Below are 20615 nucleotides of genomic sequence, written 5' to 3'. Positions count from 1 at the left end.
GTAGGGCCCTAGTCCTTGGCCATTTGATAATCGGCAAGCTTCTGGGGCCCTTCCAGTAATAACCTTACAATTTGCAAAGTGCCATCCTCCCGGGTGGCAATTTGCCATTTTATCAGGGCTATTTTTCCGTTTTCGATTTCAATTCCAGTTATGCTTCTGGGATGTACACAGCTACCATCATTAAAAAAAGGAATATCACCAGGCTCTGGAAAACGGGGCCTGTGTGTATGTCCCGAAATCGTAATCAATAATTTGTTCCTTAGGATCCATTTTTTAATGCGCCGCTCCACCTTTCGGAGTTCCTTGTAATTTTTTGCCGGGCTTGTGGGATCCGCTATCCCCCAAACCTGCAGGGGTTTCCAAAGTACCCTGACCAAAAATCTACCCCAACGCCAAAAAGTATAGTTCCACCAATCCGCTTGGTGGCCGTGGGTCAAAAAAAGCTCTTGTTGGCTCTCCCGATGCTTTAAAACAATGGCCTCATTATATGTGATGCCTTCAAATAAGTCCTTGTCTTTCTCATCAATAGGCTCAAAATAGCTGGACAAATGTTTTCTAACATATTGGGGGTCTTTATAGACCATATCATGGTTTCCCCAAACCATATGCAAACGATTTTCCAAATGAAATTGCCGCAACAACTTAAATACATTTTTGTGGGCCTCAAAAATGGATTCAAAATGCATATTCTCCCATAGCTCGTCCCCATCACCTAGTTCGCAGTATTGAAATCCTTCATTGAAGTAGTGTCTTAACGCATGGAAATAGATATTCCGGTTATTGGCAAAGTCATCCGCAAAACTGTTATCTCCCCGATGACAATCGCTAAAAAGAATGAATTTGGAACTGTCATCAAAAGGAAGTATTCTGGCATTTTTGTAAGCCCTGGTTAACCGAAAATAGGAGGACATTCTTGTATTTTCCATAAATATCCAAAAAAAGCAGTGAAACCCTTAAAGAATACCTTAACAATATTCCATTTTTTCTTTTGTAACTTTACCCTCCCTTAAACGACTAACACTGATATGGAGGACAACAGAAATGTAGAGTCGCCTTTTATCCAGCTAATCAGTTTCAACAAATTGTTGAAACATTATGATGCCATGCTCGAAAGTGATGACGAGTTTTTGGTGGCAAAGGCAAAACGTATCCTAGAGGCACAGGCTCCCTATCCGGAACTTCGTGAAGGATTTGTGGATGTCTCTCTTTTGGAAAAACACGAAAAGGTAATACGCATTATTCTGCAGGACGCCTTTTCCGAAGTGTTGACGGACAACGAAATAAAAGCAGCTTCGATTCCCTTTGATAATATAGTTTTTAACTCTTCGAGACGGTTCCAAAAAATATTGGAAAACGCGGGGAAGGATTTTGTCCCGGAGATGCGGAATATGCCCGAGGATCAAATGTACATCATGGCATGTACGGTCATCCTAAATTTCCATTATGGGTTTCCCATGGATTTCAAAAGACCTTTTTTCTATGATATCCCCGATGCCAAGGGGGTAATGCGACACTACCGTATTTTATATAATGCCGATTTTTTTGAGATACATCCCACAGAAAAAGCCAAGGATTTAACTCAAGACGATGTGGACGAACTCTTGGAGAATTTTGATAACCCGGAAATCTGGAAAGAGAAAATACCTCCCAATAGTTTTATTTCCAAAGGCTTTGTAATTTCCAACATGTTCGATGTAACGGTAGAACACTCCATTTCTGAAATAAAATCGGGTCTTATCGCCAGTGACAAAAGAGGTAGCGATAATTTCATGGAGGAACTCCAGGAGACATTCCGATCCTTTTTTAACCTACCTGAGATCAAGGTAGGTTTTGTTGCCTTTAATCCTGAAACGAAACAGTTCGAGAAGGTCTATGGAAAAGGAATGAACAGTTTTATTCTAAACCATTCGGAAACGGAGGCCTGTAAGGAGGCTTTGTGCCAGGGCTCCTACAGCAAGTTGTTAAAGGACAACGAATACTTCGCTATTTCCAACGTAGATAAGTATTTCAAGATATCCGGGGGAATCAATCCTTACAAAAACTTGAAAGAGCAGGGTATAAAAAGTGCTATTTTTGCCCCTATTGCGGATAACGGGAAGTTACTTGGTGTCTTGGAACTGGTTTCCAAAAAGGTCAATGAGTTGAATAGTGTAAACGCTACCAAATTAGAGGATGTAATGCCTTACATAGTCTCTGCGGTACAGCGTTCCAAAGCAGAAGAAGAGAATTTGATAGATGCAATTATCCAGCATGAATGTACTTCGGTCCATGAGTCCGTATACTGGCGTTTTAGGGAAGAAGCCAAGCATTTTATAAAGGATAACTTGGAAGGAGGGCAACCCGCGTTCAAGGAAATTGTTTTTAAGGACGTATATCCGCTATATGGCCAGATTGACATTAAAAATTCTTCCCAAGCTAGAAATATGGCCATTCAGCGTGATTTGATGATACAGCTTTCCGAGATCAATGATGTCTTGGCAGAGGCTTTTAAGTTAAATCAGTTGCCCATTTACGAGGAGCTGATGTTTAGGGTAAACAATCATGTAGATGCCATTAAGGAAGTGCTTCACACCAATAGCGAACAGGCAATTTTCAATTTTGTGAAAGAGGAGATCGTTCCGGTTTTTGGACATTTGAAAAAGACGAACGACACCTTGCAGAATTTGATATCCGCGTATGAGGCCAAAATTGACCCTGGTACGGAATCGTATTATGACCATCGCAGAAACTATGATGAAACGGTGATGGACATCAATCAGGAACTGGTGGCCGTGATGGATAAGAAACAGGAAGATGCCCAAGCCATGTTCCCACATTATTTCGAACGATATAAGACCGATGGGGTGGAACACAATATGTATATTGGAGACTCTATTGTGGGAGACCGGGATTTTGATTCCCTCTATCTGAACAACCTTAGATTGTGGCAACTACAAGTAATGTGCGAAATGGAAAACACGCATTACAATCTTAAACCGCATCTGCCGGTTCCCTTGGATGTCGCCTCACTCATATTGGTGTATAATACTTCTTTGTCCATTCGTTTTCGTATGGACGAAAAAAGGTTCGATGTTGATGGAACCTACAATGCCCGTTATGAGATTATCAAAAAACGTATCGACAAGTCATTCGTTAAAGGGACCAATGAACGTCTAACCCAACCTGGAAAAATGGTCATCGTCTATTCTCAGAAGACAGATGAACTGGAATATTTGAGATACGTTAAATTCCTGAAATCCAAGGGCTATTTTGATGGTAAAGTAGAAATTGTGGAGTTGGAGGGCCTACAAGGGGTTTCTGGACTAAAGGCTATTAGGGCCGACATTTTGTACAAAACCAAGGATACAAAAACAGCCACCGAAAAAACGTATACCTATGATGACCTTATGGAAGAATTAAGTTCTTAAGGCTGTGTCAGCTCCAAAATTCTTTCCGATCCATAAAATTTGAACGCTACTCCAAAGGCAATTACGGAAAGCACCATGCCTATCATGAAAATAGTATAGGTTAAACGTAGGATCCTATATTTTTTATCCAAGACCTTCCCTAGGAAATAAAGGTCTTTGGTCAAGGATTTATACACATAGGTCTGGTCTTTGATCAACTCTTGAATGGCCCATTCATACTCTGGAAGTTTCATTTTATGGAAGTTTCCAAAAAAGAGCAGATTTACCTTTTGTTCCTTTACATCTTCCTTGGTAAACTCACCTCTGGTCACATTAGGTCGCGTAGCCAAAATGGAAAGTATCATGGAGATGACACTGAATACAATAAAGATGACCGTAGGATAAATAAGGTAATAGTTGGATGGATTATCCAGTTTAGGGATAAGGTTGGCCAGTACCAGCGAAATGATAATCGCGTTAACTGACAACAATATGTTGGCCTTGGTATCCGCAATATCGCTAAGCTTTAAATGATTGCGCATAGTGACCCTGAATAAGGTCTGTATACCACGCTCTGGGCTCTGGTTTTTGAGCTGGGCCTTAAGTTGCTCTTTTTTTAAAAGCTTTCTGTCATCTTTTTTGTTCTTCAGAATATCGGCTAAATTTTTATCCTTGCGATCCTGCCAGTTTTCCTTGGCATATTCCGTATAAAAACGATGTTCGGACCGAAACATTTTTACGTTGGCCTCTTGCCACTCCTTGAATGAATATTCGGCGATACCCAATTTTGCCAATTCTTCACGAAGTAGTTCGGAGGTTTCCAAATAACTCTTCTGTCCCAAGTGTGACGCATCCGCATCCCGGATAATTTCCTCTGAAAGGGTTTTAGGCTGATAATAGCGTTTTGTAGCCATGATCAAAGCGGAAACATCTTGTATCACGTCCTTATTAAGGCCCTGGGATGTAAGAAATTCCTGGGCTATGGAGCAACTTGCCTCCTCATGATTTTCCGGACCTTTTGTATATCCGGTATCGTGAAGCCATGCCGCAAGAACAAGTGTATTATTTTCTTTATCTTTTAGGTTGTAAAAATTCAATAATTCTTGTGTACTTTCAACGACCCTTTGGGTATGGCGCAAGTTGTGGTACAGGTAATTGGGATCCAGTTGATTGGTCAATAAATCGGTTACAAAATGTTCAGTTTTTTCGAGAATTTCCGACATACCAAGAGATTTTTTGGATTTCACAAATTACAAAAATTTAGTTTCTAGAGCATCCTTATGAAGAAATATTACTTAATACTCGTACTTCTTCTATTCGTTAGTAGTTGTGCAACCTATAAGACCAAATATTTGGCAGGAGCGGGACCCTCCAGTTCTCCGACAGATAAACAAATATCCCATACTTTTTATTTGATCGGGGATGCCGGTTTGTCGCCTATGGGAGATATGAATCCTGCACTCCGGTTGTTCAAAAACAGGTTGGATAATGCCGATAAAAACAGCATGGCCATTTTTTTGGGAGATAACATTTATCCTAAAGGATTGCCCGATCCAAAGGAAGATGCAGTGGCCTATAAAACAGCGGCAAATCATATGGATGCCCAGTTGGAAACACTACAAAATTACAAAGGCAGACCACTTTTTATTCCCGGGAACCACGACTGGTATAACGAAGGCCTGGAAGGCCTGGAGCGGCAGGAAGATTACATAAAGGAAAGGCTAGACCAGAAAGACCCCTTTCTTCCTGAAAATGGTTGTCCTCTAGAAACCATTGAAATAAGTGAGGATTTAGTAGTCATAGTCATAGACACCAAGTGGTATTTGACCAATTGGGACAAGCATCCGAATATGAACGATAAATGCGATATTAAAAGTAGGGATAAATTTTTGTTGGAGCTCGCGGATGAAATCAAGGATAATAGGCAACGCACCACGGTAATAGCATTGCATCATCCTATGTTCAGTTATGGATCGCACGGAGGACAATTTTCCCTGCGCCAACATCTATATCCGGATAATGGCAACTTTCCCCTACCTTTTTTGGGTTCTTTGGCCAATTTGTTGAGGAAGACCACTGGAGCCTCAACAGAAGACTTACAGAATAAGCGGTATATGGAGCTTAGGAATAGAATTACAACTTTGGCCCAGTATTCGGAAAAGGTCATATTGGCATCGGGTCATGAACATACCTTACAATATATTGTGGAGTTGGGCATCCCTCAAATTGTAAGTGGTTCCGGAGCCAAAAAAGGGAACACCCGCCTTTTAAACGGAAGTAAGTTCTCCACAGGGAGAATGGGTTATGCCATTTTGAAGGTCTTTGAGGACGGTTCTTCCTTTGTAACCTACTATGGGGTAGCGGAGGATGGTTCCGAGGAACGTCTTTTCGCCTCCCCGGTCTTGCCTCCGGACAGAAAATTCAACGGGATAACATATCCGGAAACCTTTCCGGATACGGTAAGAGCCTCTATTTACTCGGATGAGGAAATTGATAAATCCGGTTTCTTTAAGACCGTTTGGGGAGAGCGCTATCGTAAATATTACGCCACCAAGGTTGCAGCGCCTACGGTAGATTTGGATACCCTTTTGGGAGGATTGGCACCGGTTAGGAAAGGAGGGGGCAATCAATCCAAATCCCTTAGGTTACGTCATAAAAGCGGAAAAGAGTATGTAATGCGAGCCTTGCGGAAACAGGCAGATTTATATCTGCAGGCCATGGTATTCACCGATCAATATATAACCGATGATTTGGAGGATACCTATACCGTAGAATTATTAGAAGACTTCTATACCGGATCGCATCCGTATGCCCCTTTTACCGTTGGGACACTTTCCAATGCCATTGACATCTATCATACCAATCCGATTCTTTATTATATTCCAAAACAAGATGCCTTAAAGGAATTTAATGAAGAATTTGGGGATGAACTATACATGATAGAGGAACATGCCGGTGATGGGCATGGGGATTTAAAGAGTTACGGTTATGCCGATGAACTCAAAAGTACGGATGCCATGCTGGAAGACCTTCGTGACGATGAAAAGTATGAGGTGGATAGCGAAATGTATTTAAGGGCCCGATTATTCGATATGGCAATCGGGGATTGGGATCGTCATGTAGATCAATGGCGTTGGGCAGAGTTTAAGGATAAGGATACAGGAAAGATTATCTATAGGCCTGTGCCAAGGGATAGGGACCAAGCCTATTCCATAATGGGCGATGGCCTCTTAATGGGCCTTGCCACTCGAATTATTCCCAGTTTACAGTTAATGGAAGGCTTTAACGAGGAAATAAGAAGCGTTAAAGGCTTCAATTCTTCCCCCAAAACGTATGTTTTGGACATGGCTGTATTGACGGAAACCAATCCGCAGCAATGGAGAGACCAAGCCAAGTTCATACAGGATAACCTGACCGCAGAAGTGATCGATGAGGCTTTTCAATATTTTCCGGAAGAGGTAAAGGACGAAACCGTTGAAAATATAAAGCGCGTCCTTTTATCGAGGATAGATAAAATTGACCAAACGGCCATGGACTACTATCGTGTTATGAATAAATATGCCACAATAATCGGTACGGACAAGGACGACTGGTTTCAAATAACACGTATCAGTTCCAACGAGACCGAAGTAAAGGTATATCGCATTATTGACGGAAAGAAGGATAGGTTGTTTTTTAACAAAACGTTCTCCTCCCTAACAACCAAGGAACTCTGGATATATGGCTTGGATGACGATGACTATTTTGAGGTGATCGGTGAGCACAAGAATAGAATAAGATTGCGACTTATAGGTGGGCAGAACAACGATATTTATGATATTAAAAATGGAAATCGGGTTGCAATCTATGACCATAAAAGCAAGAAAAACACACTGAAAGAAGTACGCGGGGCAAAAGTGAAATTGACCAATGACTATGAGACCAATACGTATAGGCCCTTAAAAATTAGGAATAGCACAAATCAAATTATCCCTACCCTTGGGTTTAATCCGGATGATGGGGTAAAAATAGGCTTTACCGACACCTATACCTTTAATGGTTTTCGTCAGAACCCATTTACCCAACAGCATACGGTAAATGCGGCTTTTTATTTTGCCACAAGTGGTTTTGAGTTGGGGTATACAGGAGAATTTGCCCATATATTCGAGAATTGGAACTTTGAGTTGGGCGCGCGTTTTACCAGTCCAAATTTCGCTATCAACTTTTTTGGTTTTGGCAATGATACACCAAATTTTGATGATGATTTGGAGTTGGACTTCAATCGGGTAAAATTACAGACCTTGCGATTTTCCCCTGCTCTGGTCTGGCGCGGACAATTGGGTGCCAAGTTCCGTTTTGGGGTTTCCTATGAGACCATAGATGTTGAAGAGACGGAAGATCGATTCATTAATGAGTATGCGGAAGAAAATGTTTTGATCCCGGAAAATAGTTTTTTGGGCGTGGATGGCGAATATACTTTTAGCAATGCGGATTATTCCGGGTTCCCTACCTTGGGCATGGCTACTTCAATTCGAGCGGGATATCGAAACAATGTGAGCAACTCGGGAAGTTTTGGATATGTTGTCCCAAGTCTTACCGTGGCCTACAAACTGGTATCCAGCGGGCGTTTGGTATTGGGAACCAAAGTGAAGGGCCACTTCAATATTGGGGACGGTTATGAGTTTTATCAAGCGGCCAGTATTGGGGGTGTGGACGGACTCCGAGGATTTCGGAACCAAAGATTTACCGGTAAAAAGGCTTATTATCAAAATACCGATATCCGATATAGCTTTCGTAAGATGCGTACAGGAATTGTGCCTACGGCCCTGGGCATGTACGCCGGGTTTGATTATGGGAGGGTTTGGCAGCCTGATCAGGATTCCGATACTTGGCACACCTCCTACGGTCTTGGATTTTTTGCCAATGCTGCGGACATTTTCTCCTTTAGGACCGCGTTGTTCAATAGCACGGACGGATTGCGGTTTACCTTTGGAGTAGGTTTCGGTTTCTAGGAGCTAAACTTTTAAATGCCTATGGAGAAGCCCTAGGGCTATTTGAGTGGAAACGAATATAAGTTTCTTCCCGTGGTTCCGCGTTTCTCATCGGAAATCAATAGGGTAGAGTCATTCATGAAGCAGACGGCTTCCAATTGGGACCGTGCACCCAGATCAATTTCCTTTGAGGTACCCTGTAAGAACTTATCGTCCCTAAAATGGGTTACTTTCCAAAGCTTTCCATAGCTCAAAAGCACTATGGTCCTTTCATCGGGTGAAATATCTACGGAGGTAATCTGGCAGGTTTTCCAATCATCGCACGTTCTGAAGCTACCCATGAAAAGTGCCTTATGTTGGCCCGGATAATCCGGTATTCTGTAGAGTAAAGCCTTTCCAGAAAATGGGCGGGCCCTATTTTTGGTGATGATATACAAGAAATTACCGTGATGAAAAAAAGCTTCCGCATCATAGTACAGCCGTGCTTTTTTTGGAGGAAACCTTTTTTGTTCGGGATAACTGAACCTAATTGGTAGCGCGTCGATTTTGTCGCCCGGTTCTATCTCCGGGTTGGGAAGCTTGTAGATGACCAAATCCTTCCGGTCATTTGAATTGTTTCCAAAATCCCCGATATAGAGATTTCCTTTTTTATCCTTGGTCAAATCTTCCCAATCCTTGTTTTTGGCATTTTTGACCTTCAATTTTTTAAGGAGGTTACCCTTAAGGTCCACCTGATAAATTTCATCAGGGTTGCCACTGTCCTCTATTAACCACAATGTTGTTTCGGAAAACATGGCAATTCCCGAGTTCTCATCCAATTTTTTCGGAAGCTCCGCGATAAAGGTGAGTTGGCCGTAGTTTGAACAACTGCTAAAAAAAACAATACATAGAAAAGGGACCAACCTGATCATTCGTAGGCCAAATCCTTGTTTACTTTCATCCTTAAATTGTCCAACACAAATTTACCTAAGTCACGCCCTTGCTTAACACCGACTTGCACGGCCGCCCTGTAATGGATGCCACCATACATTCTGCTAATGGCCGCCTCATCGGCTGCTTCGTTAAATGAATTAAAACTTCTTATTGGAAGGCCATAAGGGACTTCAGTGTCATCGTCAAAGGCAAAACCATCCCCAAAAACATCGGTCAATGCAGTTGCCGCCGCCCCCGATACTACACTATGTCCACTGGTGTATTCAGGAAATGGGGGAGTTTGAAGTACGGGCTTCCAATCTTCATCTATATGCTGGTTGATCAAGGTTTCCGGGCGGATGAGGTTACTGCGATACTTTTCATCCCAACAGCTGATAAAGGCATCGGCCATAGCTACCGAAGCCTTGGTATACGCATAAACCGTTTTGTCAAAATCACTATTTGTCTTTCGAGCGGCGATTTTGGTGATACCGATCCAATGCGCTCCAGGGGTTATTTTTTTTGTTGCGAACATTAAATGGCCCCTTGTAACCGAGACATAGGGATTACAATCCCAAAACTGTGCAATTTCTATTTCCTCGGATTCATCACCCTTTTCGGTAATTTCTTGGCTTATGTCATAGACTTCCTTCAATTCCTTATAAAAATCCGAACCTTTTTCCATGGAGAATGGCGGTGGCGGGGTAGGTTTAAACTGATTGGCCGAATCTATTACGAAGGGGCGAATTTTGTTCCAATGTGGCTCAATACCGTCCATATAAGCCGGGGGAGTAGGTTGCCAGCGCGTGGGATCGTCCGTATCTACTGTAAATTTTGGCATAGTACGGGTTTGGGCATAATTGTCCTTATTCATCCAAGCACCGATATGGTCTGCTACTTTTAGACCGTAAGCCTTGGAAGCATTAAATACCGTAGGGTTTTTACTTTCCCAAATTCCGTAAAGACTATCTCGGAATACCTCCATTCTTTCTTCGGAAAAAATCAGTCGTTTGTTCAATTCCATATGGGCCGTCAAGGCGGCCAGTTGATAATTGATAGAACTGCCCTTCTCTGGTTTTGGAATGGAATCCAGTTCTCTTAGTTGCCCAGCCAAGGAAAGATAATCATCATTCCCCTGCGCAATGATTTCATAAGCGGCAACATTTGGATAGGCAAAAATACGACTGGCCACCGGTGGGGAGAATATATCATGGATCATGATTTCAGTAACCTTGTCCACGGAAGCGTGTAACTCTTCGGGACTAATTTGTATAGGTTCTTCCTTCTTTTGCGTGCCACATGAAACCCATAACAAAGACATAATACATATCGCCAATATCTTCTTCATTTTTCTACTTTTTATTTTGTTTAAGTACCCTTTTCTGGTTATTTTGATTAAGTACCCTTTTCTGGTGCGAGGTCGTTACTGCCTCTGGTCGGTTTTTTAGATTGTCCTATTAAGATGTCCTAATTAATAATTGGGAAAGATTTAAACCTAATTAGTGAGCAAAATTACATCATTTTCAATTCGTATCAAAACTTGATAATCAGGGTAAAACGGACGTATGCCAATGTAACAGGGACAATTCTGTTTTTGACGAATACGGATTACACCTTAAATAGGCGAAAATGAATGATTCCTTTGGCTAAGATGAAGTATGGTAACATACGTATTCTACCACTTAGCTCCAAAAGAAGGCATAAATGGCAGCTATGATGATCATGGCTGTAAAAGCCCCAATATTGAATTTTGGGCTTGTATCAAAGATACCCTTACGAAGCGAAATGCCTTTGGGATCTTCCTGTCCCTTATTCTGCAATAAGCTTAATGCAACAATGACCAACATGGTAAGTAGGGCGGTGTATCCCATTTGATCCATAAACGGGACGTCCACGAAAAACGGGCTGGAGGACCATCCGTTTTGGGCTACCTTAAAGTATAAGGCAATCGGTATGGAGACCAATGCACCGATAATAGCGGCCTTGTTGGTCGTTTTTTTCCAGAACAATCCCAAGAGGAAGACCGCCAAGATGCCTGGACTCACCAAACCTGTATATTCTTGGATAAATTGAAAGGCTTGATCTATACCTCCCAGTAAAGGGGCCATTATACATGCGATGACGAGTGCAATGGCTGCGGATAATCTACCGACGCCAACGGTATTCTTATCAGAGGCATTTTTGTTAATGTACTGCCGATAAATGTCCATTGTGAAAATCGTAGAAGTGGAATTTAGCATTGATGCCAAGGATGATACCACAGCTGCGGCCAAGGCCGCAAATGCTACCCCTTTTAAACCTGTGGGCAAGAATTGTAACAACCATGGATAAGCCTTATCCGCTTGCTCTAAGGAAGGTGCATTGTTAAGGGCAACATCACCGAGACGGCCCATGGTTTCCGCATCATTTATCATAACATAGGCCGCTATTCCCGGTACGACCACGATAATAGGAATAACAATTTTCAAAAAAGCGGCTAAAATAATTCCTTTTTGGGATTCTCGTAAGGATTTGGCGGCAAGCGTACGTTGAATAATGTATTGATTGAATCCCCAATAGTAGAGATTGGCCACCCATAAACCACCAACTAGAACACCAAGGCCCGGTAAGTTCTTGTACTCTGGATTTGATTCGTCCAATATCATAACAAATTTTTCGGGAACGGATTCGTAAACCGTTTGAAGCCCCGCCAAAACACCATTGCCATCAGAAACCGTATTTAACGCCAGATAAGTGGTTACTAGCCCGCCCAATACCAGGAATACGACTTGGATAACATCCGTCCAGGCCACAGCGGAAAGACCGCCATATAAGGAGTATGCTGCGGCGAAAAGGGCCAGACCAATCACACCGTAGACCATAGGGATACCCATTATAGTCTCTAAGGCCAAGGATCCCAAATACAGTACCGAAGCCAAATTTACAAATACGTAAAGCGCTATCCAGAAAACGGCCAATATGGTCTTTAGGTTGGTAGAGTATCGCTTTTCAACGAATTCAGGGATGGTATATAGCCCCTTCTCTATGAAAATCGGTAAAAAATATTTCCCCACGATCAAAAGGGTAACGGCGGCCATCCACTCGTAGGAGGCAATAGCCAAGCCAACGGCAAAACCGGAGCCGGACATGCCTATAAACTGTTCAGCGGAAATATTGGCAGCAATCAGCGAAGCACCAATGGCCCACCATGGTAAGGATTTGCTAGCCAAAAAATAATCCTCGGCGTTCTTTTGATGCCCTTTTTTATCCCTGGACACCCATAGACCTACCCCAAGGATCAAGAACGCATAGGCTATAAAAATAAAATAATCCCAAAATTCGAAAGACGAAGTCATAATTGTATTGGCTTTGGCTGGTTGTTATCGCTAAAAATTCCGTAACGGTCTAGCAAAGTAACTGTTTTGCTCAAAAAAACCATCGAATTTCTCAAATTCTTTGGTCTTAAATTATCGATTTAACAAAGACCCGCAAGGTTTTATGAAACTTTGCGGGTCAATACCGTTATAGCGTTAACACCCTAACAGTGAAAGCGGATTGCTAAATGTATTGGTTGATGATATTCTCAAATAACTCCTGTTTGCCACTTTGCAATTGAAGTTCTCCATTTTCCTTTGCGATTTCATATAGGTCCTTGAAATCCAACTTACCGCTTTCAAAGTCCTTCCCTTTCCCGGAATCGTAAGAACTGTAACGTTCTTTTCGGAGTGTCGTGTATTGGGATGAGGCAATGATTTTATCGGCGGTTAGCAAGGCACGGGCAAAGGTATCCGCTCCGCCGATATGGGCATGGAATACATCATCCATGTCGGTGGAATTTCTTCGAATTTTGGCATCAAAGTTGATTCCGCCACCCTGAAGTCCGCCAGCTTGTAAAAATACCAGCATTGCCTCGGTAACCTCCGTAAGGTTATTGGGGAATTGATCGGTATCCCATCCATTTTGATAATCACCGCGATTGGCATCCACACTTCCCAACATACCATGGGCAGCGGCCATTTCCAACTCGTGTTGAAAAGTATGGCTGCCCAAGGTGGCATGGTTGACTTCGATATTCAGTTTAAAATCATCTTGTAGTCCATGCTGGTGTAAAAACCCGACCACGGTGGCAGCATCAAAATCATATTGATGTTTCATGGGCTCCATGGGCTTGGGCTCTATAAAGAACGTTCCCGTAAAACCTTGCTTTCGCGCATAATCCCGGGCCATGCCCAAGAACTGGCCCATGTGGTCCAATTCCCGTTTCATATCGGTATTCAAAAGCGACATATATCCTTCGCGGCCACCCCAGAAAACATAGTTCTCTCCATCCAAGGCTATAGTCGCATCCAATGCCAATTTTATTTGTCCTCCTGCGCGGGCCAACACGTTAAAATCGGGATTGGTAGAGGCACCGTTCATATATCTTGGGTTGGAAAAGCAATTTGCCGTTCCCCATAATAATTTGACCCCCGATTCTTCCTTTTTGCCTTTGATGTAATCCACAATGGTGGCCAGTCTTTTTTCGGATTCAGCAAATGTTGAAGCCTCCTGGATCAAATCAAAATCATGAAAACAGAAATAGTCGAATCCCATTTTAGTGATGAACTCAAAGGCGGCATCTGCTTTCGCCTTGGCGGCATCCACCGCATCCGAGGGTTGGTCCCAAGGGAAATTCTGTGTTCCCGGCCCAAAGGGATCCGCGCCCTGTCCGCAGAAAGTGTGCCAATAGGCTACAGCAAATTTAAAATGCTCACGCATTGTCTTTCCTGCAACCACCTGTTCGGGATTGTAGTATTTAAATGCCATTGGATTATCGGAATCCCTACCCTCAAATTTGATTTCCCCAATTCCTTTAAAATATTCCTTGTTTCCTATTAGTGCCATGTGTTATGAATTATTGATTAAGCGTTTTAGTTCTTGTTTCCATTTGTTATATGCAGATTCATATTTTGATTTATCGTTTGAAGGTTCAAACTTCATAAGATAGTCATTGTTCATGATGTGGTTTCCGAAGGTTTTAAAATCACCTTTGTAGAGTTCACAGGCCCTTGCGGCCCCAATGGCTCCAGTGGTGTCATAGATTTCGATTTCCTGTCCAATAAGGGTAGCTATGGTCTTTGAAAAAATATCCGATCGAAAGAGATTATCATTACCTGCTCGTATTACTGTGGGCCGAATACCGTCCGACTCCATGATCTCCATTCCATAAACGAAAGAAAAGGCAATACCCTCCAAAGCTGCCCTGCAAAGATGGGCCTTGGAATGGTTGTTGAGGTTAATACGGGACATTTGTGTGCCCAACGTCTTATTATCCAACATACGTTCCGCGCCATTTCCGAAGGGATGTATAAGTACCCCATCGGAACCTATTGGGACCGAAGCCGCCAATTCGTTCATTTCTTCATAAGAGGAAACATCCAGATTGTTCATAAGCCATCGGTATTGTATCCCAGATCCATTGATACAAAGTAATTTTCCTATCCTCGGTTTTGAAGTATCGTAATTCACATGGGCAAAATTATTCACCCTTGAACTTTCCTTTACCGATAGATTCTCGGTTATAGCATAAACCACTCCTGAAGTTCCCCCTGTTGCCGCAACCTCACCCGGATTGAAAACATTTAGGGAAAGGGCATTATTGGGTTGGTCCCCGGCGCGATATAGAATAGGGGTGCCCTCTACGAGACCGGATTCAGTAGCGCCTTGCTCGGAAACCTTGCCCTGAACGGAAAATGTATCGGTCAGATCAGGGACCATTTTTCTGTTAATCCCATAGTGCTCCAACAACCAATCAGCGATGTCATTGCTCTTAAAATCCCAAAAGATGCCTTCAGATAATCCAGATATGGTCGAACGGATTTCACCGCTGAACTTATAGGCGACATAATCCCCTGGGAGCATAAACTTATATACTTTTTGGTAAATATCCGGCTCGTTATCCTTTACCCATTTAAGCTTGGATGCGGTAAAATTTGCCGGGGAATTTAATAATTGGGAAGCACATTTATCATTTCCTAAGGCGTCGAAAGCCGCCTGTCCGATTTTTACGGCCCTGCTATCGCACCAAATAATGGAGTTGCGCAAGGGAGCACCATTTTCATCCACAACAACAAGACCATGCATCTGGTAGGAGATACCGATTCCCGTAATATCCATTGGATCTATATTGTGTTTTTGAAGCAGGGTCTTTGTGGCCTTACAGATATGCTGCCACCAGTCATCCGGGTGTTGTTCGGCCCATCCATTTTCGAGGGCGATCATCCCCATCTCCACCTTGGGTTCACTGATTACGTCCAAACTTTTTCCGGATTCCGTGATCACCAAGGCGGCCTTTATCGACGAACTTCCAATATCAAATCCGATGGAGTACATACTAAATTTTTTTAAGGGGTTTAAGATATTATTTTGGAAGCGTTATAGCAAATTCAAAGGAATTTATCTGAAAAGCCCTAGCGCATAATTTCCATTGGATTTATATTGAGAATATTACATTGGTACAAGACGTTATCTTTTTCCGTATTTCCAAAAACCACTGCCAATTTTGTTTGTACTTGATTTGGCAAAGGCCTATGAATACTTGCTAAAAACCCCTATCTTGATTCAAAAATGAAGAACCGCTAAATCCCCAGAACGCTAGCTTGAAGATTTCATCCCTTATTTATCATTTTCTGTATGCCAGTGCACTGTTTTGTACAGCGTTACCATCTTCTAGTTTTGGTCAAACTGTGGTAGACGATCCGTCTACATATGTTTGGTTCGATACTATGATAGGGCGGACTAATTCGGGAATGTTCAAAGGAGTGGCCTATACCGAAGAATACCGTGTAATTAATGAAAGACATCAATTTTTTAAGGAACCCGATTTTGCTCTCGGTTCTGTAGTCTATGATGGGCAACCTTATTTTGATGTTGAACTTAAGTATGATGTCTATCAGGGAAATCTTTTGACCATGAATACGGAAGCTTTAGGTTCGTCCATACTGATATTGGATGGAAATAAAGTAACCGAATTTACGATTCACGGAAATAGGTTCAAAAATTTGAATCAAAACCTCGTGGAAAATAAGGCCTATGGATTTCTAGAAGTCTTAGTGGAAAATGACTCCCTTTCCCTTTATAAGAAACATGCCAAGAAAATATTTAAAAGAACGGATAAGGAAATTTTGTACTACGAATTCAAAGACCGGAATTCTTATTACCTACATTATGCCGACACTTATTATTCGTTAAAAAAGGCCAATGACCTTAATGCAATTTTTCCAGAATATCGAAAATCGTTAAAAGCTATTCGCAATCGTTATGCTTCTTTGGGAAAATCAGATCCCGATGCCTATATGAAATCCATTTTGTTAGACTTATCAGCCTTAATCTCAGCCCAAAGCGCTAAGGAGACCCTATGAGAGTCGTAACTACTATAGCGCTATTGTTTTGTTTCACATTTTTAATGGGTCAGGAAAAAGTGCAAAGGATATCCTTGGAAATCCAAGACAAATCCGTAGCGGAAATATTGTCCGAAATAGAACAAAGGACAGATTTCCAATTCTATTATGCGGAACAATGGCTGGATAGTATCCCCTTGAACAAGAGCTACAGAAATGAATCCGTCGAAGTCATTCTTACGGACCTTTTTCAGGACACGGAAATCAATTTCTTCGTTGCATGGGACAACAGAATCGTTTTGACCCGAAACAATAGTATTTATGGAGACCTTCCAGAAGGATTTCTTGATGTTCCCGGACAAGTGGAGGAGGAAACAACCTTTCAGGAGAATGTTGCGACGGGGCCTATTCTTTTGGAAAAGCAAAAGGATGGGCCGGACAAGGTTCTGGAGACCATACGAATAGGTAGGGAACGCAAAACCAATAGACGGACCCGGTTTACACTTTCAGGTTACGTCACCAATACGAACACAGGTGAACCCATAGCGGATTTGGCAATCGTTGTAAGGGAACGAAATATTGGGTCGGTAACGGACAATAGGGGCTTTTATGAAATTGAACTGCCATCTGGGTTGAATATAGTCGAAACTAGTTCTTTGGGTGTAGAGAGCTCCCGAAGAAATGTGATTATTTATGATAACGGAAGGTTGGATTTCAACCTAGAAGAGAATTTTGAACAATTGGACGAGGTAGTTGTGGCCGCTGATGCAACCCGGAATATCGAGGATACTTCAACGGGAAATACAAGGATCGGTTCAGAGGCATCAAAAAATGTTCCATTGGTTCTTGGAGAACGGGATGTGCTTAAGATTGCGACTACCCTGCCTGGGGTTTCCACTGCCGGAGAGGGTTCCGCAGGATTTAATGTTAGAGGGGGAAAAACCGATCAAAACCTTATCCTCTTGGATAATGCGGTAATTTATAACCCCACTCATTTCTTTGGCTTTTTTCAAGCATTTAATCCGTTTGCCATAAACGATTTGAATATCTACAAAGGAAGTATTCCTGCCGAATTTGGAGGTCGGTTGTCCTCGGTGTTCGATATTGGTAGCAAGGATGCGAGTGATACCAATTTTAAAGGGGAAGTCTCTGTTGGCCCCGTAACTTCAAACGCGGTAGTTGAAATTCCCTTGGCCCAGGAAAAGGCAGGACTTATGGTAGGGGCGCGTGGCGCATACTCGGATTGGATTTTGCGCTCCCTGGACGAAGAGAACCTGAACAATAGCCAGGCTTCCTTTTATGATTTTATAACCAAATACAACCATAAGATCAATGACAACAATGAACTAAGGGGGACCGCCTATTACAGTAGGGACATCTTTAGTATAACTTCGGATTCCTTGTTCGATTATAGTAATCGTCTGTTTTCCGTGCAGTGGAACCGTAAACTGGGTGAAAGAAGTTCCGGGACCTTGATGCTGAACAATAGTCAGTATAAATTCAATATCGATTTTGATGGTAGCACCAATAGAAACTTCGAGCAAGGATTTCAAATAGATGAGACCGAGCTGAAGGTTATATTGAAATATTTGCTCAATGAATCCCATACCATTGATTATGGGATTTCCGGAAAATTGTATTCCGTACTTCCAGGAGAGATAGCTCCAAAAAGCCCTAATGATATCATACTGCCGTTGACCGTGCCCGAAGAAAAGGCTCTGGAGTCCGCCCTTTTTATTTCGGATAATTTTAAAATCAATGAACAATTGCAGTTGGATTTGGGACTGCGGTATTCGTTTTATGCCGCTTTGGGCCCGTCCACACAACGGACATATCAAGAAGGGGCACCTAGGACCGAAGCCAATGTAACAGGTTCCGAAACCTTTGACAACAATGAGATTTTTGAAACCTATGGAGGCCCTGAAGTCCGTGTTTCGGGTCGCTATCTTTTGAATGATAGCCTTTCCATCAAGGCGAGCTTCAATAATACGTATCAATTCATACATACCCTTTCCAACAACACAACAGTATCCCCGGTGGATACATGGAAGCTTTCGGACCGTAATATTGAACCCCAACAAGCCAGTCAATTTTCACTGGGGATTTACCAGAACATTAAAGACTATGAACTTAGCCTGGAGGGCTTTTACAAAAGACAGAACAACATCATAGACTTCAAGACAGGAGCCCAATTGTTTTTGAATGAAAATATAGAGACCGAAGTGTTGCAGGGGAAGGGGAAAGCCTACGGGGTGGAATTATTGATTCGCAAAAACCGTGGAAAATTAAATGGCTGGTTAGGCTACACCTATTCCCGATCATTTTTTCAACTGGATAGTGAATTTCCTCAGGAACGTGTAAACGATGGTGAATTTTTCCCTTCGAATTTCGATAAGCCTCATGACCTTAGTCTTGTATTGAATTATAAGCTTACCCGTCGATTCAGTTTTTCCGGTAATTTTGTGTATCAAACGGGAAGACCTGTGACCTTTCCTGTAGGCAACTATGAATTTAACGGGAACGAATTTGTGCTGTACAGCGAGCGAAACCAGTTTCGGATTCCGGATTTCTATCGTTTGGATATCGGTTTTAATATTGAGGGAAATCATAAAAAAAATAAGCTTGCCCACAGTTTCTGGACGATTTCCGTCTATAATGTTTTGGGTAGGAATAACCCGTATTCTGTTTTTTTTGTTTCACAGGACGGGCAGATAGAAGCGTTACAAAGCTCCATTTTCACCATACCGATTCCGTCCATCACCTATAATTTCAGATTTTGAACCTAAACAACAATGCATCCATTGATTACCTATAAAAAACAACTTTCTATACCACTCCTAGGGATGATAGTAGTGTTATGCAGCTTTGGCTGTACCGAACCTTTTGAGGGTACCGTTGATGGTTTTGAGGATGTTTTGGTCATAGATGCTATCATCACCAATGAAAACAAGCGGCAAGAAGTACGTTTAACACGATCTTTTCGTTTTGACGAAGAAGGGCCCCAAGCCGAAGAAAATGCCGTTGTTACAATTGAGGATGGAGAAGGGGAGCAATTTGTATTTAGGGAAGAGGAGCCGGGAATTTACTTGTCCAGTGCCCCATTTGCTGCGGAAATGGGAAAGAATTACAGTCTGTCCATAACCACGACGGATGGCAAGTCCTATCGTTCAGATACTATGCAATTGCCTGCACCCTCTACTACTATAGATGAATTATATGCGGAGCGAACCACCAATGATCAAGGCGAGGAGGGCATGGGCATTTTTGTGGATACCTTTGATCCTTCCCGACAGTCTAATTACTACCGGTATGAATATGAGGAAACCTTTAAAATAATCGCGCCTCTTTGGAGCCCCAATGATGTGGTATTCATTATTCAGCTATCCACAGGCCCTGTTTTTGAGATAATTTTACGGGAACGGGAAGAACGTGTCTGTTATGGTACGAATAGGGAAAAGACCATTGAGATTGCAAATACTTTAAACTTGTCCGAGGACAGATTAAGCCGTTTTCCAGTCCGATTTATAAATCGGGATAACTATATCTTATCGCATCGCTATAGTATATTGGTCAGACAGTATGTACAGACTCAGGAGGCATTTGCCTATTATGAGGATTTAAAAGGATTGTCCCAGTCTCCCAATAGCGTCTTTACCGAAGATCAACCAGGCTTTTTGCCGGGCAATGTCTTTTCCTTGGATGACGACAGCGAGAACGTCGCAGGTTTTTTTGAAGTGACGACGGTAACCGAAGAACGGATATTCTTTAGTTATGAGGATTTTTTCCCGGGCGAGGATTTACCTCCGTATGTCCAGGAGTGCGTTACTTCCCCGGCTTTTGGAGAGGACCTCAAGGGAATATTGGACCGTGGAACCAGTGCGTTTTATGAATTCAACCCCGGGGAAGGCGGCTACATATTAACCTCTAGGGAATGTGGGGATTGTACGGCTTTAGGGAGTAATAAGGTACCGGATTTTTGGGTAGAATAA

Annotated in this window: 12 protein-coding genes; 5 read left to right on the top strand and 7 right to left on the bottom strand. The window is 42.4% G+C overall.

The window, feature by feature from the left end; genetic code table 11:
* Positions 1 to 8 precede the first annotated feature (8 nt).
* Positions 9 to 911, bottom strand: coding sequence for a metallophosphoesterase (locus Q0993_RS03035; RefSeq protein ID WP_299529668.1), 903 nt, complete (start codon positions 909 to 911; stop codon positions 9 to 11).
* Between the two features lie 114 nt (positions 912 to 1025).
* Between Q0993_RS03035 and Q0993_RS03030 the strand changes: the two genes are divergently transcribed.
* Positions 1026 to 3407, top strand: a complete 2382-nt coding sequence (locus Q0993_RS03030; protein WP_299529640.1) for a GAF domain-containing protein — start codon at positions 1026 to 1028, stop codon at positions 3405 to 3407.
* Here the strand turns inward: Q0993_RS03030 and Q0993_RS03025 are convergent.
* Positions 3404 to 4609, bottom strand: coding sequence for a Pycsar system effector family protein (locus tag Q0993_RS03025; RefSeq protein ID WP_299529638.1), 1206 nt, complete (start codon positions 4607 to 4609; stop codon positions 3404 to 3406). The two genes, Q0993_RS03030 and Q0993_RS03025, sit on opposite strands and share 4 nt — an antisense overlap.
* 57 nt (positions 4610 to 4666) lie before the next feature.
* Between Q0993_RS03025 and Q0993_RS03020 the strand changes: the two genes are divergently transcribed.
* Positions 4667 to 8377 carry a metallophosphoesterase gene (locus Q0993_RS03020; RefSeq protein WP_299529636.1) on the top strand — a complete coding sequence of 1237 codons (3711 nt, stop codon included), beginning with the start codon at positions 4667 to 4669 and terminating at the stop codon, positions 8375 to 8377.
* 38 nt (positions 8378 to 8415) lie between these two features.
* Here Q0993_RS03020 and Q0993_RS03015 read toward each other — a convergent pair whose 3' ends face one another.
* The 5 genes from Q0993_RS03015 to Q0993_RS02995 all read right to left on the bottom strand — a co-directional run bounded on the left by Q0993_RS03015 (position 8416) and on the right by Q0993_RS02995 (position 15619).
* Complete coding sequence (locus Q0993_RS03015) at positions 8416 to 9267, bottom strand: hypothetical protein (RefSeq protein WP_299529634.1); 852 nt, start codon at positions 9265 to 9267, stop codon at positions 8416 to 8418.
* Positions 9264 to 10616 (bottom strand): vanadium-dependent haloperoxidase, encoded by a 1353-nt coding sequence (locus Q0993_RS03010; protein WP_299529632.1) that lies wholly within the window; start codon positions 10614 to 10616, stop codon positions 9264 to 9266. The genes Q0993_RS03015 and Q0993_RS03010 overlap by 4 nt, the downstream gene beginning before the upstream one ends.
* Positions 10617 to 10950: 334 nt before the next feature.
* Positions 10951 to 12603 (bottom strand): sodium/sugar symporter, encoded by a 1653-nt coding sequence (locus Q0993_RS03005; RefSeq protein WP_299529630.1) that lies wholly within the window; start codon positions 12601 to 12603, stop codon positions 10951 to 10953.
* 202 nt (positions 12604 to 12805) lie between these two features.
* The gene (gene xylA, locus Q0993_RS03000; RefSeq protein ID WP_299529628.1) at positions 12806 to 14131 is read right to left on the bottom strand and encodes a xylose isomerase; all 1326 of its coding nucleotides are present in this window, start codon (positions 14129 to 14131) and stop codon (positions 12806 to 12808) included.
* Positions 14132 to 14134: 3 nt separating this feature from the next.
* The gene (locus tag Q0993_RS02995; RefSeq protein ID WP_299529626.1) at positions 14135 to 15619 is read right to left on the bottom strand and encodes an FGGY family carbohydrate kinase; all 1485 of its coding nucleotides are present in this window, start codon (positions 15617 to 15619) and stop codon (positions 14135 to 14137) included.
* A 266-nt stretch (positions 15620 to 15885) separates the two neighbouring features.
* On the opposite strand from Q0993_RS02995, the gene Q0993_RS02990 reads away from it, so the two are divergent.
* Genes Q0993_RS02990 through Q0993_RS02980 form a run of 3 tightly spaced genes read left to right on the top strand, consistent with a single transcriptional unit; the run spans position 15886 to position 20615 of the window.
* On the top strand, positions 15886 to 16647 hold the full coding sequence (locus Q0993_RS02990; protein ID WP_299529624.1) for a hypothetical protein: 762 nt from the start codon (positions 15886 to 15888) through the stop codon (positions 16645 to 16647).
* Positions 16644 to 19406, top strand: a complete 2763-nt coding sequence (locus Q0993_RS02985) for a TonB-dependent receptor (protein ID WP_299529622.1) — start codon at positions 16644 to 16646, stop codon at positions 19404 to 19406. The genes Q0993_RS02990 and Q0993_RS02985 overlap by 4 nt, the downstream gene beginning before the upstream one ends.
* A gap of 12 nt (positions 19407 to 19418) precedes the next feature.
* Positions 19419 to 20615, top strand: a complete 1197-nt coding sequence (locus Q0993_RS02980; protein WP_299529620.1) for a DUF4249 domain-containing protein — start codon at positions 19419 to 19421, stop codon at positions 20613 to 20615.

Source organism: Ulvibacterium sp. (assembly GCF_028285715.1).
Lineage (GTDB): Bacteria > Bacteroidota > Bacteroidia > Flavobacteriales > Flavobacteriaceae > Ulvibacterium.
This window is presented reverse-complemented; position numbering and strand designations above follow the sequence as displayed.